General features: G+C 62.9%; 15 protein-coding genes and 1 tRNA gene. 9 read left to right on the top strand and 7 right to left on the bottom strand.

What is annotated here, in order from left to right:
• The first annotated feature begins 20 nt into the window (after positions 1–20).
• From O3301_RS12195 to O3301_RS12180, 4 genes are all read left to right on the top strand, one after another.
• Entirely contained in the window at positions 21–866 is an 846-nt protein-coding gene (locus O3301_RS12195; RefSeq protein ID WP_289918659.1) for an ABC transporter ATP-binding protein, read from the top strand.
• Positions 867–883: 17 nt separating this feature from the next.
• Positions 884–1243: an MmcQ/YjbR family DNA-binding protein gene (locus tag O3301_RS12190; protein ID WP_305056492.1), complete on the top strand. Its 360-nt coding sequence runs from the start codon at positions 884–886 to the stop codon at positions 1241–1243.
• Complete coding sequence (locus O3301_RS12185) at positions 1240–2496, top strand: phenylacetate--CoA ligase family protein (RefSeq protein ID WP_289912531.1); 1257 nt, start codon at positions 1240–1242, stop codon at positions 2494–2496. The genes O3301_RS12190 and O3301_RS12185 overlap by 4 nt, the downstream gene beginning before the upstream one ends.
• Before the next feature lie 63 nt (positions 2497–2559).
• A complete protein-coding gene (locus O3301_RS12180; protein WP_099377742.1) occupies positions 2560–3141 on the top strand; it encodes a hypoxanthine-guanine phosphoribosyltransferase in 582 nt (193 codons plus the stop codon).
• A 48-nt stretch (positions 3142–3189) separates the two neighbouring features.
• Here O3301_RS12180 and O3301_RS12175 read toward each other — a convergent pair whose 3' ends face one another.
• The 3 genes from O3301_RS12175 to O3301_RS12165 form a co-directional block, all read right to left on the bottom strand.
• Positions 3190–4143: a nitronate monooxygenase family protein gene (locus O3301_RS12175; protein WP_289912532.1), complete on the bottom strand. Its 954-nt coding sequence runs from the start codon at positions 4141–4143 to the stop codon at positions 3190–3192.
• Between the two features lie 98 nt (positions 4144–4241).
• Complete coding sequence (locus O3301_RS12170) at positions 4242–5165, bottom strand: MBL fold metallo-hydrolase (protein ID WP_289918665.1); 924 nt, start codon at positions 5163–5165, stop codon at positions 4242–4244.
• Between the two features lie 8 nt (positions 5166–5173).
• Complete coding sequence (locus O3301_RS12165) at positions 5174–5401, bottom strand: DUF1289 domain-containing protein (RefSeq protein ID WP_354670195.1); 228 nt, start codon at positions 5399–5401, stop codon at positions 5174–5176.
• A 277-nt stretch (positions 5402–5678) separates the two neighbouring features.
• Here O3301_RS12165 and O3301_RS12160 point away from each other — a divergent pair, with 277 nt between their 5' ends.
• Entirely contained in the window at positions 5679–6092 is a 414-nt protein-coding gene (locus tag O3301_RS12160; protein ID WP_099665912.1) for a CopG family transcriptional regulator, read from the top strand.
• 54 nt (positions 6093–6146) lie between these two features.
• Complete coding sequence (locus tag O3301_RS12155) at positions 6147–7388, top strand: PHB depolymerase family esterase (RefSeq protein ID WP_305056491.1); 1242 nt, start codon at positions 6147–6149, stop codon at positions 7386–7388.
• Here the strand turns inward: O3301_RS12155 and O3301_RS12150 are convergent.
• The 3 genes from O3301_RS12150 to O3301_RS12140 all read right to left on the bottom strand — a co-directional run bounded on the left by O3301_RS12150 (position 7381) and on the right by O3301_RS12140 (position 11913).
• On the bottom strand, positions 7381–8532 hold the full coding sequence (locus tag O3301_RS12150) for a two-component system response regulator (protein ID WP_251349544.1): 1152 nt from the start codon (positions 8530–8532) through the stop codon (positions 7381–7383). The two genes, O3301_RS12155 and O3301_RS12150, sit on opposite strands and share 8 nt — an antisense overlap.
• Positions 8533–8563: 31 nt before the next feature.
• Positions 8564–11620 carry a response regulator gene (locus tag O3301_RS12145; RefSeq protein ID WP_305056490.1) on the bottom strand — a complete coding sequence of 1019 codons (3057 nt, stop codon included), beginning with the start codon at positions 11618–11620 and terminating at the stop codon, positions 8564–8566.
• 95 nt (positions 11621–11715) lie between these two features.
• A complete protein-coding gene (locus O3301_RS12140) occupies positions 11716–11913 on the bottom strand; it encodes a cysteine-rich CWC family protein (RefSeq protein ID WP_099665916.1) in 198 nt (65 codons plus the stop codon).
• A gap of 231 nt (positions 11914–12144) precedes the next feature.
• On the opposite strand from O3301_RS12140, the gene argB reads away from it, so the two are divergent.
• The gene (argB, locus tag O3301_RS12135) at positions 12145–13038 is read left to right on the top strand and encodes an acetylglutamate kinase (protein ID WP_010393729.1); all 894 of its coding nucleotides are present in this window, start codon (positions 12145–12147) and stop codon (positions 13036–13038) included.
• Positions 13039–13103: 65 nt separating this feature from the next.
• A tRNA-Thr gene (locus tag O3301_RS12130) sits at positions 13104–13178 on the top strand.
• A 145-nt stretch (positions 13179–13323) separates the two neighbouring features.
• Here the strand turns inward: O3301_RS12130 and O3301_RS12125 are convergent.
• Positions 13324–14193, bottom strand: coding sequence for a TraB/GumN family protein (locus O3301_RS12125; protein ID WP_305056489.1), 870 nt, complete (start codon positions 14191–14193; stop codon positions 13324–13326).
• 95 nt (positions 14194–14288) lie between these two features.
• Here O3301_RS12125 and O3301_RS12120 point away from each other — a divergent pair, with 95 nt between their 5' ends.
• Positions 14289–15023, top strand: a complete 735-nt coding sequence (locus O3301_RS12120) for a pyrimidine 5'-nucleotidase (protein WP_305056488.1) — start codon at positions 14289–14291, stop codon at positions 15021–15023.
• Positions 15024–15102 lie beyond the last annotated feature (79 nt).

Genomic DNA, 15102 nt, shown 5'->3' with positions numbered 1-15102 from the left:
AACATTTTAAAGAAGCAGCCATGACCCACACTGCCACGCAAGCCCCGACCCAGGCGGAAACGCCGCCGCCCTACCTGTCGGTGAACAATATCGAAGTCATCTACGACCACGTGATCCTGGTCCTGAAGGGCGTGTCGCTGCAAGTGCCGCAAGGCAAGATCGTGGCGCTGCTGGGCGCCAACGGCGCCGGCAAGTCGACCACCCTGAAAACCATCTCGACCCTGCTGCGCGGCGAACGGGGCGACGTCACCAAGGGCGAAGTCCAGTTCAAGGGCGAGCGCGTGGATCAATTGACGCCGAATGAACTGGTGAAGCGGGGCCTGTCGCAAGTGATGGAGGGACGCCACTGTTTCGGCCACCTCACCATCGAAGAAAACCTGCTGACGGGCGCCTACACGCGCAGCCTGTCGCGCGGCGAGCTGAAAGACGCGCTGGACAAGGTGTATCACTACTTTCCGCGCCTGAAAACGCGGCGCAGCAGCCAGGCCGGCTACACCTCGGGCGGCGAACAGCAGATGTGCGCCATCGGCCGCGCGCTGATGGCCAAGCCGTCGATGATTTTACTGGATGAGCCGTCGATGGGCATCGCGCCGCAGATCGTCGAAGAGATCTTCGGCATCGTCAAGGACCTGAACCACAAGGAAAACGTGTCTTTCCTGCTGGCCGAGCAGAACACCAACGTGGCGCTGCGCTACGCCGACTTCGGCTACATCCTGGAAAACGGACGGGTCGTGATGGAAGGACAAGCCCAGGAACTGGCCAGCAACGAAGACGTCAAAGAGTTTTATCTGGGCGTGTCCAGCGCCGGGCGCAAGAGCTTCCGTGACATGAAGTTCTACCGCCGCCGCAAGCGCTGGCTGGCCTGACATAGGGAGTCGCCGTCATGGACCTGGAACGGGCGAAGCAAGTGTGCTGCGGCTTTCCCGGCGCGACGCAAGACATCAAATGGAGCAACGTGCTGGCGTTTTGCGTCGGTGGCCGGATGTTCGCGCTGTGCGGCGCGGAAGCGCACAGCACGCGCGGCATGAGCTTCAAGGTCGATGCGGAACGCTTCCTGGAATTGACGGACCGCCCCGGTTTTCGCCCGGCGCCCTACCTGGCGCGGGCCAAATGGGTGCTGGTCGCCAGTCCCGACGCCCTCGACGACGACGAAATGGCCGCCCTGCTGCAGCGCTCATACAGCCTGATTATTGCGGGGCTGACGAAAAAAATGCAACGTGACATTGGAGAATCCGCAACATGACCGATACGCTCGACAGTCTGGAAGCACGCGCCCCCGAGGCGCGCGAACGCGAATTGATGGCCGGCCTGCCGCAGCTGATCGCGCGCGCACAACAGGCGCCGGGCTGGGCCCGCATCCTCGATGGCGTCAATGCAGCCGACATCACCAGCCGCGCCGCGCTGGCGCAGCTGCCCGTGACGCGCAAGTCCGACCTCAAGCAATTGCAGCACACGCAACTGCCGTTCGGCGGCTTAAACACGACGCCAAAGAACGCCCTGTCGCGCGTGTTCGTCTCGCCCGGCCCCATCTTCGATCCCGAAGGCCGCGGCCCCGACTGGTGGCGCTTCGCGCGCCCCATGTATGCGGCCGGCGTGCGCGCCGGCGGCCTGCTGCAGAACTGTTTTTCGTACCACTTCACGCCGGCCGCCTTCATGGTCGAAGGCGGCGCCGCGCGCATCGGCTGCACCGTCATCCCGGCCGGTATCGGCCAGACGGAAATGCAGGTGCAGGCGATGGTCGACCTGAAGCCCGACACGTATATCGGCACGCCGTCATTCCTGAAACTGATCATCGAGAAGGCCCGCGAAATGGGCGCCGACATCAGCAGCGTCACCAAGGCCGTGATGGGTGCGGAAGCCTTGCCCGAATCGCTGCGCAGCTGGTTTGCGGAGAACGGCGTGCCGCACGTGTTCCAGACCTATGCCTCGGCCGACATCGGCAGCATCGCCTATGAAACGGCCAGCAATGGCAAGCTCAATCCCGGCATGGTCGTTGACGAAAACGTGCTGCTGGAAATCGTCCATCCGGGCAGCGGCATTCCCGTCGCGCCGGGCGAAGTAGGCGAAGTGGTCGTCACCGTCTTCAATGCCGACTACCCGCTGATCCGCTTCGCCACGGGAGACTTGTCCGCCGTGCTGACGAACGCGCCGGAGTCGCCGTGCGGCCGCACGAATACGCGCATCAAGGGCTGGATGGGGCGCGCGGATCAAACCACCAAGGTGCGCGCCATGTTCGTGCATCCGTCGCAGGTGCATGAGATTGCACGCCGCCACCCGCACATCAAAAAAGCACGGCTGGTGGTATCTGGACGCATGGCCAACGACGAGATGACTTTACATTGCGAAGTCGACGATCCGCTCGACACCAGCGGCACCGAAGCCATCATCGGCTCGATCCGCGAACTGACCAAGCTGCGCGGCGACGTGGTGCTCGTGGCCGTGGGCAGCCTGGCGCAGGATGGGAAAATCATCGACGACATGCGCGATTACAAATAAGGCCGATTTGCGGGATAATACCGGCATTGACCATCAGCCCCATTCATCGCCATGCAAGAGTCCATGCAAGAATTTCATCACAACCGTGCCCGTGACCTGATCAAGAACGCGGAACTGCTGTTCGACCAAGACGCCGTGCAGGCGTCGATCACGCGCATGGCCGATGTGCTCAACACGCGCTTCAACGCCGAAGATTCGAAAGAGTTCCCGCTGGTGCTGGGCGTGATGGGCGGCGCCGTCGTCTTTACGGGCAACCTGCTGCCGCAACTGAGCTTTCCGCTCGAATTCGACTACATCCACGTGAGCCGCTACGGCGACGACGACAAGGGTGGCGAAGTGGTGTGGAAAGTCATCCCCCGCTCGAATGTAGCGGGCCGCACCGTCATCGTGCTCGACGATATTCTCGACGAAGGCGAAACCCTGGCACACGTCAAGCAGCGCCTGCTGGACATGGGCGCTTCGGAAGTGATCCTGGCCGTGTTTGCCGACAAGGCCATCGGCAAGAAAAAACCGGTTCAAGCCGACATCGTCGGCCTGGTGATCCCGAACCGCTTCGTCGTCGGCTTCGGCATGGATGCCTATGGCTACTGGCGCAACCTGCCGGGCCTGTGGGCCATCAAGCCCGAGGATTTGAAGCAGGAATAAGGATGGCTTGGATGACGCGGCATGCCGCGTCATCCGGCAGCAGCAGAGTTACAGCTTCAACCGCGCGCGCGCCGCATCGTATTCGGCTTTCAGGCGCGCCACCATCTCTTCCACGCTCGGCACGTCATCCATCAAGCCCACGCCCTGCCCCGCGCCCCAGATGTCGCGCCAGGCCTTGGCGCTGCCCGAGCCGAAATTCATCGCGCTCTTGTCCGCTTCGGGCAAGGCTTCCGGATCGAGTCCGGCCGCTTCGATCGATTTTTTCAGGTAATTGCCGTGCACGCCCGTAAACAGGTTCGTGTAGACGATGTCCGCCGCGCTGGAATCGACGATGGCGTCGCGGTAGCCGTCGCTGACGTTCGATTCCTTCGTCGCCAGCCAGCGCGAGCCGATGTAGGCAAAGTCGGCGCCCATCGCTTGCGCGGCCAGCACGGCGTCGCCCGTGGCGATGGAACCGGACAACGCCAGCGGGCCGTCGAAGAATTTGCGCACCTCGCCCACCAGCGCGAACGGCGACAGGGTGCCCGCGTGGCCACCGGCGCCGCTGGCGACCAGGATCAAGCCATCGACACCCGCTTCCAGCGCCTTTTTCGCGTGCCGGATCGAAATCACGTCATGCAGCACGATGCCGCCATAGCTGTGGATAGCGTCGAGCATTTCCTTGGGCGGCGCGCGCAACGAGGAAATAATGATGGGGATCTGGTGTTTCACGCACACTGCCACGTCGTGCGCGAGGCGGTCGTTCGACTGGTGCACGATCTGGTTGACAGCGATCGGCCCGACTTTCTTGTCCGGGTTGGCGGCCTGGAAAGCGGCCAGCTCGGCCTGCAAGTCCGTCAGCCACGTGTCGAGCAATTCAGCGGGACGAGCATTCAGGGCCGGGAAGGAACCGACGATACCGGCCTTGCACTGCGCCGCGACGAGGGCCGGGCCGCTGGCGATGAACATCGGCGAGGCGATAACGGGTAAGGAGAGGTTTTGCAACGCAACAGGCAATGCCATGGCGGACTCGCTGGAAAGTTGATCGGACGTAAAAAGCACTGAACGTTGATTATAGTGCAGAAAAAGTACGATCGTGCTGAATTTATCGCACCGCCGCTTCAACCCTCGTTGAGCAAGTACTCACCCTCGACGCGCGCCGCTACGGCCCTCACCAGCTGGGACACGGCCCATTCGGCCAGCGCGGCCGCCTCCTGGCGCAGAAAGCGCCGGTTGGCTTCTTCGAAGATTGGCATGCCGCGCAGCAGGGCCGGTATCTCGGCGAGGGCGATGCGCTGGCGTTCCAGCAGCAGGAATTTCAGCAGCACCTTCACGGCGTTCTGCGCATTGCGCACGGGATCGGACGCCAGGTAATCGAGGCGCGAATACGCGCGCTGCAGGGCGCCGGCGGCATCCGTGAATGGCCGCCCGTGGCCGGGGATCACCACGCGCACGTCCAGGCTGGCGATCAGGTCCAGGGTGGCACGCGCTTCCAGAAAGCCGGAGCCGCCATCGAGTTCAGGAAAGATCACGCCGAAGCCGTTTTCCCACAGCGCGTCGGCGGAGATCAAGATGCCCTCCTGGCCGCAGTAAAAAATCAGCGAGTGCGGGTCGTGGCCCGGTGCGCCCAGCGCCTGCCAGGCCAAGTCGGCCAGGGTCAACGTGTCGCCGGGCGAGACGGTGGCGTCAAAGCCGAAGCGCGGGCACTGCTGGCCCGTGGCCTGGAAGCTGAGGGCATCGACATCCCAGGCGCGCACCTTGTCCGCTTCCGATACGGGAATGGCCGTATGGCAGCCGTATTCGGCTTGCAGCAGCGCGTTGCCGCCGCAATGGTCGGAGTGCAGGTGCGTATTGAACAAGCGGTCCAGCGGCCGGCCTGCCAGGCTGTGGCGCAGCAGGGCCAGGGTTTGCGGCGCATGCGTGACATAGCCGCTGTCGATCAGGGCCGTGTCGTCCCTGCCCTGGACCAGGATGTTATTCGACGACAGCCAGCCGCGTTCGAACACCTGAATGGAATCGGGGAACAGCGCTGGCGATCGCGGCATGGGCTTCCTCAGTAATCGGGCTCGAAGTCGAGCAAGGATTCGCGTCCAGGCAATTCGGCCAACACGGCGCGCTTGAAGTCGTCGTCGGCCTTGCTCCAGGCGATGATCTCGTCGAGCGTGCGCAGGCAGCCTTCGCACAAGCCGCTGCCGCGGTTCATCTTGCACAGGCTGACGCAGGGCGACGGTACCGGCGACGGCAAGGGGAGCGGAACGGCTGGCGGAGTATCGACCATCATGGAGCGGCATCGGTAAACGTGAAGGCTTTCATTATGCCGCGAAACCACGCCGGCGAGTCGGCGGCATCGCCCTGCAATGACACTGTCAACATATTTTCCGATGAAAAAATAATCAAAAATATATCTTTTAAAAATTTATTTTATGCCCCGTCTCACTCTGCGGGAGCCCGTCCTACAGCGTGATCAGGCCAGATCCTGCTTGACTTGAGATATTTCAGAACTATACTACCATCCATACAGATGGCAATTGGATGCCACGTGGAGTTTTTGGAGAGATATGGCCAAGCAAGACAGCAAGCCCAAAATTGGGGAATCCGAGAAAATCACGATCAACCTCGGCTTGATCGACCTGGGGCAGATCGATCTGCTGGTCCAGGAGGGATTTTATTCCAACCGCACGGATCTGATCCGTACGGCCATACGCAATCAACTCAATACGCACGCCGACGTGGTGAAACAAACCGTCGCCCGTAAAAGCCTGGTATTGGGCATGCAGCATTATTCGCGCGCCGACCTGGAAGCGATCCAGGCAGCCGGCCAGCGCCTGCAGATACAGGTGCTGGGACTGGCCAGCATCGCCAGCGACGTCTCCGTGGAGCTGGCACTTGCCACCATCGAGTCGATCTTCGTATTAGGTGCCCTGCACGCCAGCACCGTCGTCAAGGCGGCGCTCGCAGGGCGAATTCACTAGCGTATTGGTTCGCGGCGATGACCCGGCCGATGCGCGGCACCGTTAAGGATGGTCATGAAACTACCTCTCAACATGTTGGCGCAGATGCGCGCCGCAACCCGTAATCTGTTGGGCAGCGGTCCCGCCGCCGCCACCGAAGCGATCCAGCAGGCGCTGTCTGCCGCCGGCCTGGCGCCGCAGGTGGCGTCCACGCAGCAGCCGCCGATGCGCGATATCAATCAGCCACCTGCGCCACCATCTGCGGCAGCGCAACCGCAAGCTGACGCCGCGCCCCCCACACCAGCGCAGGCGGCGCAGGACTTCGCGCAGGATTTCATGGCGCGCCTGGGCGTGCCGGCAGGCCTGGGCCAGCACAGCTTCGACATGCCCAGCTTCGAGCTGCCAAACTTCCACCCGTCCGGCTTCAACGCGCCGGCCGCCACGCCAGCGGAGATACCCGCCGGCGCGCAATTCATCGACGGCGTGTACCGCAACCATGCGGGCACGCGTTCGTACAAGCTGTATATCCCCAGCAGCTATCATGGCCAGGCCATGCCGCTGATCGTGATGCTGCACGGCTGCACGCAAAATCCCGACGATTTTGCCGCCGGCACGCAAATGAATGCGCTGGCAGAAGAAAAGGAGTGTTTTGTCGTCTACCCGGCGCAGACGCAGGGCGCCAACAGTTCGCGTTGCTGGAACTGGTTCAACGCCATCGACCAGCAGCGCGACCAGGGCGAACCGTCGCTGATCGCCGGCATCGCCCGGCAAGTCATCGACGACTACCCGGTCAACGAGCGCGAAGTGTTTGTCGCCGGCCTGTCGGCGGGCGGCGCCATGGCCGTCATCGTCGGCACCCTGTACCCCGACCTGTTTGCCGCTGTCGGCGTGCATTCGGGTCTGCCCTTCGCTTCGGCGCAGGACTTGCCGTCGGCGTTGGCCGCCATGAAGGGCGGTGCCATGCCCAATGCCCAGCGCAAGGCGCCGGCGGGCGGCGTGCCCATCATCGTTTTCCACGGCGACCGCGACACCACCGTCAACCCGCGCAATGGCGATGAACTGATCGCCCAGGGCGTGCGCAGCCAGGCGGGCGGCAAGGCGGCCAAAGCCGCTTCCGTCGATGGCAGCGTGCCGAATGGCCACCGCTACACGCGCACCACGCACAGCCAGGCCGATGGCTCGCCGCTGGGCGAACACTGGGTCATCCACGGCGCCGGCCATGCCTGGTCCGGCGGCAGCGATAACGGCAGTTATACGGACGGCAAAGGGCCGGACGCTAGCCGCGAGATGCTGCGCTTCTTCAAGACCGTCAGCTGATGTTCTCGGCGAAGGGCGCGATCTGCCGCTGCTTGTCGGCGATCTCGCACACGCCATCGGCATAGCGGTTGGAGATGGCGATGAACTGGTCCTGGATCTGCAGGAAGGCGTCGACGATCTCGGCGTCGAAATGCGAACCGCGCCCCTCGACGATAATCTGCACGGCCTGCGCATGATCCATGCCCTGCTTGTAGATGCGCCGGCTGATCAGGGCGTCATATACGTCGGCCAGCGCCATCAGGCGCGCTGAAATCGGGATGGCTTCGCCCGCCAGGCCTTGCGGGTAGCCGCTGCCATCCCATTTTTCATGATGGCTGTAGGCGATCTCCTTCGCGTACTTGAGGAAATCGACTTCGATGCCCAGCTCGTGCTCGGCCGCCAAGATGGCGTCGCGCCCGAGCGTGGTGTGCGTCTTCATGATGGCCATTTCGTGCGGCTCGAAACGTCCCGGCTTGAGCAGGATATGGTCGGGAATGCCCACCTTGCCGATATCGTGCAGCGGCGCCGTTTTGAACAGCAGTTCGATATTCTTGTCCGTCAAAAAATCGCGGAAACGCGGCAGGCCGCGCACTTTCTCGGCCAGCGCTTTCAGGTAGTGCGAGGTGCGGCGGATATGGTTGCCCGTCTCGCTGTCGCGCGTCTCGGCCAGCGAGGCCATGGCGTGGATGGTGACGTCCTGCAGCGCCGCCACTTCCTGCACGCGGCGCTCCACCTCCGTTTCCAAATACTGGTTCTGGTCGCGCAAGAAATCCTGCATCTGCTTCATCGCCAGCTGCGTCCTGATGCGCGCCAGCACGATGGGCGCCGAAATCGGCTTGGTGATGTAGTCGACGGCGCCCAGCGCCAGACCCAGCTGCTCGTCGGCCACTTCGCTCATGGCGGTGACAAAAATCACGGGGATGCCGGCCGTGGCGGGATCGGCCTTCAGCGCGCGGCACACGTCGTAGCCGCTCATGCCCGGCATCATGATGTCGAGCAGGATCAGGTCGGGCTGGTCGCTGCCGGCGGCGATCTTCAGGGCGCGTTCGCCATTGACGGCGATCTTGGTGCGGTAATCGTCTTCCAGCACCGCGCGCAGCAGGTCGATATTGTCTGGCGTGTCGTCGACCACCAGAATGGTTGGCTTGCTTGCCGGCGCTCTCATGCCCGTCCTTCGCTCTGCATAGTTATCCTTGTCACAGTGTCAGCTCCAGCGCATCGGCCACCTCGCCCAGCTGCGCCAGCGCACCTTCGAAATCGTATTGTCCCAGCATGCGCTTCAACTGGCGCGCGTGTTCCGCCTGCCCGGCCGCGACCAGCACGGGGCCGATACCGTCCAGGTGCTTGACGGCCTGCGCATCGTCCTGCAGCAGCAGCTGCGACAATTCGCGCAAGCCCGCCTCCAGGTGCGCCCGGTCCACCGCCGCCACTGGCGCCACCGCCGCGCCGCCCGCCTCGGCCACATGGCCGCGCGACTGCATGGCCAGCACGATCTTCGGCACCAACTCGTCGAGCGCCAGGGTGCAGGCGGCCAGCGCCTGCGGCAAGCCGTCGTGCGAACCCAGGCTGAGCAAGTGCTCGACCCGCGCGGCGCTGTCGGCCAGGCCGCCGGCGCCGATATTGCCGGCCAGGCCCTTCAGGGTATGCGCTTCGCGGATCGCCGTCTCGAGCTGGTTGTTCTCGATGGCGGCAACGATGCGCTGCATGGCGTCGAACTGGGTTTCCACAAAACGGTCCAGCAATTTTCGCATCAAAACGGCATTGCCGCCCACGCGACGCATGGCTTCCGCCATTTTCAGACCGGCGATCACGGGCAACTCCGCTTCCGGCTGCGCCACCACCGCCGTCATTGCCTGCGGCGTGGCTGGAGCGATCCAGCGTGCCAGGGTACCGAACAACTGCGCCACGTCGATCGGCTTGGCGATGAAATCGTTCATGCCGGCATCCAGGCATTTTTCCTTGTCGCCCACCATGGCATTGGCCGTCATGGCGATCACGGGCAAATTCGAATAACGGGGATCCTGGCGCAGCTTGCGCGTCGCCTGGTAACCATCCATCACCGGCATCTGGCAATCCATCAGCACGCCGTCATAGGCGTTTTCCTCGATCTTCGCCAGCGCGATGGCGCCATTGCCCGCGATGTCGACGCGGATGCCGGCGTCGTTGAGAATATGCTGCGCCACTTCCTGGTTGACTTCATTATCCTCCACCAGCAGCAGCCACGCGCCGCGCAAGGCACGTTCGTCGTCGCGGTAGCTGCTCTGGCGCTGCGTCTTGCGGCTCTGCCCCGTCACGCCGCCAAACACGAACGATATCTGGTCGAGCAGGGTCGAGGCGCTGACCGGCTTGTTCAATACGCCGTCGAACGGCAAGTCCCGCTGGCGCGCCGCCTCCAGCAGCGCTTCGCGATGGAAGGCCGTGACCATGATGCAGGCCGGCGTCGCATCGATGCCGGCGGCATCGGCGCGGATGCCGGCCAGGGTATCGAGGCCGTTCATGCCCGGCATTTTCCAGTCCATCAGCACCAGTCCGTACCCTCGCCCCTCGGCGCGCGCCTGCGCCACGGCGCCGATGGCCAGCACGCCGCCAGACACGGCACGCGCCTCGAAGCCCAGCGCCGTCAGCATGCTGACGAAGATTTCACGCGCGCTGGGGTTGTCATCGACCACCAGCACGCGCAGGCCCTGGAATTGCTGCTGATGCTGCAGTTGCGACAGGCTGTCGCGCGGCACGGCGGCCAGGCCGAAACGGGCCGTGAAGAAGAAGGTGCTACCCACGCCCGCTTCGCTGACCAGGTCGATCTCGCCTTCCATCATTTCCACCAGGCGCTTGCTGATGGTCAGCCCCAGGCCCGTGCCGCCATGGTGGCGCGTGGTCGAGGTGTCGGCCTGGGTAAAGGCCTGGAACAATTTGCTGCGCTGGGGCGGCGTGAGGCCGATGCCCGTGTCGCGCACGTCCACGCGCAAGACAGCCGCATGTTCTTCCAGCTGCTGCAGGCGGATGCTGACGACGATCTCGCCCTTGTCCGTAAACTTGATCGCGTTGTTGGTCAGGTTGATCAGCACCTGGCCCAGGCGCAGCGGGTCGCCCTGCAAGGCGTTCGGCACATCGGGGGCGATGTCGAACAGCAGTTCGAGCCCCTTGTCCTGGGCGCGCATCACGGACAGGTCGGCGATCTGCGCCAGCACGTCCTCGAGGAAGAAATCGACTTTTTCAAAGGCCATCTTGCCCGCCTCGATCTTCGAGAAATCGAGGATGTCGTCGATGATGGCCAACAGGTTCTTCGAAGCCGATTCCACCTTCTCCAGATAGTTGCGCTGGGTCGACGTGAGGTCCGTCTGCAGCGCCAGGTGAGTCATGCCGATGATGCCGTTCATCGGCGTGCGGATCTCGTGCGACATATTCGCCAGGAAGTCCGACTTCATCTTGGTCGCATCCTCGGCCACTTCGACGGCGTGGCGCAGGTCCTGCTCGACGGCCAGGCTGGTGCTCATGTCCTTGAGCGCCTGCAGCAATTCGCCCGTCTCGTCGCGCGACGTTACTTCGATGACGGAACTGAGGTCGCCATTGGCCACGCGCGTGGCAATCGCCACCGCCTCGCCCAGCGGACGCGTGATCGAGCGCGCCGACCAGGCAAAGGCGAGACCGGTCAGCAGGGCTGCCAGGCCGATGCCGCCCATCAGCAGCAGCGAGGTATCGATGTCGTTGCGTATCCGGGCCGCGCTGTCGCGGATCAGTTGCTGCTGCAAGTCATCGAGCTGGCTCACGTACAGCAGCACTTTTTCCAGCACCGGCAAGGTCTGCGTCTGCATGGCCTGCTCGGCGCGGGCATCCTCGCCGCGCTCGACCAGTTCGAACATCGTCTTGAGCGACACGTAGTAGTCGGCGCGCGCCAGGTGCATCTGTTCCAGCAAGCGCCGCTCCTCCGGCCGCGCATCGAGACCGTCGAGGATGCGCACCTGCTCATCGATGCCCTGCTTGATCACCTCCAGGCGCGCCTGGTTCGCCTGGCGCAGCGCCGGCTCGTGCTGGCTCGGCAGGTTGCCGATGCGCGTGGCCGCCTCGCGCGCCAGTCCGTGGATCTTGCTGGTGGCCTTGGCGGCGACCCAGTCGCGCTGCAGGATATCGTCGGTCTCGGCGCGGATAGCATAGATGCGGCTCCCCGCCAGGACGATGACGACCAGCATCAGCACGATCAAAATGGCATAACCGGCATTGATGCGCACGCCGATGCGGATATCCCTGAAGCGCATAACTTTCCTGTAAGAAATTCTTAAAAATCGAAGTCTGAACGTATTCCCCTACAAAATGCAAGGTCTTTTGCAAAGGAAAAAGCGCGCCGATGCGCTTATCTGGCTGGCGTTGCTGCCGGAGGGGTCAAGGCGGCGATGCGCTCTTGCAGGCAGGCGGGGCACCAGCAGCCCACGGCGGTGCTGCCGGGCACGGGAACGGCCGGCGGCAGGGCCACGCACCAGCAGGGTTCCTTGGCGTCCGGATCAAGCTGGCCGCATTGGAAGGTGGCGCCGCACAGGCTGCATACGCTCATGGCTGTGTTTGAATTGGCAAGTGTGTGTCCTGCCGCGCCGGGATGCGACGCAGATGTAACTGGCAGTAAAAGGGCTGGCTGGGGGGCATATCGGGCCAGACTATAGGATCATCAGGGAAAATACAACAAGATCGCCCTATAATGCCTCCAAGATTTTCTTCTTCCCTGTAAAATCCCACAAATCTATTTTCCGGACTCGCCATGAATCAACTAGCTAACTTGAACCTGGACATGAATGACGACTTGACGGCGGTGTCGCCACAAATCAAGGCGCAGATTCTGGCCGAGGCCCTGCCCTACATCCGCAATTTCCATGGCAAGACCATCGTCATCAAGTACGGTGGCAATGCCATGACGGACGAACGCCTGAAGCACGGCTTCGCGCGCGACGTCATCCTGCTCAAGCTGGTCGGCATGAACCCGGTCGTGGTGCACGGCGGCGGACCGCAGATCGACAACGCGCTGAAAAAAATCGGCAAGCAAGGCACCTTCGTGCAAGGCATGCGCATCACCGATGAAGAAACCATGGAAGTGGTGGAGTGGGTGCTGGGCGGCGAAGTGCAGCAGGATATCGTCATGCTGATCAACCATTACGGCGGCCAGGCCGTGGGCCTGACGGGCAAGGATGGCGGCTTGATCCGCGCGCGCAAGATGCAGATGCCGGACCGCGAACATCCGGGCGAATTCCTCGACATCGGCTTCGTCGGCGAGATCGACGCGATCAACCCGGCCGTCGTCAAGGCGCTGCAGGACGACGCCTTCATTCCCATCATCTCGCCGATCGGTTTCGGCCAGGATGGCCAGGCCTACAACATCAACGCCGACGTGGTAGCCGGCAAGATCGCGGAAATCCTGAAAGCGGAAAAGCTGATCATGATGACCAACATCGCCGGCGTCCAGGACAAGCAGGGCAACCTGGTGACCGACCTGTCGGCGCGCGAAATCGACGAGATGTTCGCCGACGGCACGATCTCGGGCGGCATGCTGCCGAAGATCTCGTCCGCACTCGACGCCGCCAAGTCCGGCGTGAACACGGTGCACATCATCGACGGCCGCATCGAACACTCATTATTGCTGGAAGTGTTGACCGAGCAAGCTTTTGGTACTATGATCCGTTCGCACTAAAAAAATCGCAATGCATCACAGCGAGTAGTTTGGCGGCGCAGATCACCTGGCGCCGCTTTTAATTTGCCCTTGTAGCTCAGTGGTAGAGCACTCCCTTGGTAAGGGAGAGGCCACGTGTTCGATCCACGTCAAGGGCACCAGTATCCTTTCCCCGCAGCTGAAAAAATGTCCATGGCTGCGTTGCCTCGCCTCGCCGTACATGCGTACTGTCTTCGGCTAGGCGCCTTGCCCTGAACACTTTTCCATCTGCTCTGCCGCCGTTGGTTGCGCGGCTAAGCCACCAGTTCAATACACCCGCTCGACCTTCAAGCCCTTCTGACGCAATAAATCCGGAACGCTTTTCGTGCCCACCAGATGCAGCACGCCGATGGCAGCCAGGCTGGACTTTTCGCGCGCCAGCAACCTGGCGATGCCGTCGGCCAGGGCGGGGTTGCGGCCATCCAGCAACACCTTTTGCACGAACTGGGCGGCGAACGACGGGTCTGTCGCTGCCTTGGCGGCCAACCTGTCGAAGGCCGCCGCGTCGGCCGTGCGCCAGGCGTTGGCGATCTCGCGCGCTTCCTGGCTTTGTTCCTGGTCCTCGATCGACGCCACGCCGTCTTCCAGGAAACGGCACTGGTCGGCCGGCGACATGGCGCCGAACAGCGCCATCTGGCCTTCCATCGACTCAAGTTCCACCACGGGGATCTTGCGCGCCTTGGCCTGCTGCGACAGATAATTGTCGACGGCCAGGTCGGAGCGGTAGCCGAGCGTGGAAAACTCGCCGATGGCCAGCATGCTGGCCAGCATCCACGGCTTCATCGGCGCCACCGACTCGGCTGGAATGCCGTATTTTTGCAACAGCGGGGCCAGGCGCGGGGCCAGGATCTGGCGGCAATCAAGCGGCACTTGGCTGCCCGGCGCTTCCATGCCGTACTTCAGCACGGCGCTCAGGGCGGCGCGCGGGTCGGCGCCGGGATCGATCTCCAGCGCCAGCGCGCCAGCCTGGTGCAGCGCCTGCGTCACGGTCGGCTCGAGCGGATAAAAATCGGGCGCGCCGACGTGGATGGTGCCGAACAGATACAGGGTGTGGCTGGCGTCCTGCACCTTGAACAGGGCGCCCCGGTTTTGCGCTGCGGGTGGCGCTTCGGCAAAGGCCGCCGGCAACGGCAGCAAGAATAATCCGCAAAACATCACTATAATCTGGCGTCGCATGGTTTTCCTGATTGTTGAATTTTTCATCTTGCTTATCATCTTGCCTAAAGACTCCTGTGCCTGTGTCCCATCTTAACCGCTCGTCGCCGGTCTGGCTGTTTGACCTCGACAACACGCTGCACAATGCCTCGCACGCCATCTTCCCCACCATCACGGCCAATATGAACACGTATATTGCCCGCGTGCTGGGCGACGGCGTGACGCCGGCCGACGACGCCATCGTCAATGCGGCGCGCGCGGCCTACTGGCGCCGCTATGGCGCCACCTTGCTGGGCATGGTCAAGCACCATCAGGTACAGGCAGCGCATTTTTTGCACGAGACGCATGCATTCGACGATTTGCGCACCATGATACGCGCCGAGCGGGGACTGGGGGCTTTACTCAAACGCCTGCCTGGCCGTAAAATTTTACTCACCAACGCGCCGCTGCGCTATTCGAGCGACGTGATGCGCCACCTGGGCTTGCGCCAGCATTTTTCGCAGCATATCGCCATCGAGGCGATGCATGTGCACCGCCAGCTGCGGCCCAAGCCATCGACCCTGATGCTGCGCAAACTGATGCGCAAGCACCAGATCCGCCCTGGCCGCTGCATCCTGGTGGAAGACACCCTGGCCAACCTGAAGGGCGCGAAAAAACTGGGCCTGCGCACGGCATGGGTCACGCAATACCTGAAAATGGCGGATCCGATCGGCGTGGCGAAGTTGCCCAAGGCGTTAAATCGCCCCGCTTACGTCGATGTCAAAGTAAAATCTGTCCGGCATTTGGCACGCCGCCTTCACCGTCTGCGTTGAAGGGGACTCCTGGGCTTCCGGTTGACGCCGGAAGCCGCACCGCTAGCGGCGGTGACGGACCTCCCCATCAAGGCAGCAT

Source organism: Janthinobacterium sp. SUN211, assembly GCF_030587315.1.
Taxonomy (GTDB): Bacteria; Pseudomonadota; Gammaproteobacteria; order Burkholderiales; family Burkholderiaceae_D; genus Janthinobacterium; species Janthinobacterium kumbetense.
Note: the sequence above shows the minus strand (reverse complement) of the source record. Positions and strands in the feature narration are given on the sequence as shown.